Here is a 242-nt window from a genome sequence, read left to right as displayed (position 1 = left end):
GTCGCAGATATGCTGGTCATTGTGGATAAGCGTGGTTAGGGAATGCAGAAATTGATTGATAACGGAAGTGTTGTCGATTTCCGCAAATTTACTTAAATGCTGGATATCAATCGTGGTAAAAGGAGGTAATGTGGCTTCGGTTTGGCCGTTGTAATGGGAGGTATGGATGTTGCCGTAATTGGCTTGGCGGCTAAATCGAAATTGGACGGATTTGTGTTTTTTGGTTTGGCACGGAGGCAGGT

General features: G+C 44.6%; 1 pseudogene. It reads right to left on the bottom strand.

The window, feature by feature from the left end:
* Positions 1 to 242, bottom strand: a pseudogene (locus ACTHTK_RS10320) (GNAT family N-acetyltransferase); the annotation flags it as partial.

Origin of the sequence: Neisseria sp. P0006.S009 (assembly GCF_051962915.1) — a bacterium.
GTDB classification, from domain to species: domain Bacteria; phylum Pseudomonadota; class Gammaproteobacteria; order Burkholderiales; family Neisseriaceae; genus Neisseria; species Neisseria subflava_E.
Note: the sequence above shows the minus strand (reverse complement) of the source record. Positions and strands in the feature narration are given on the sequence as shown.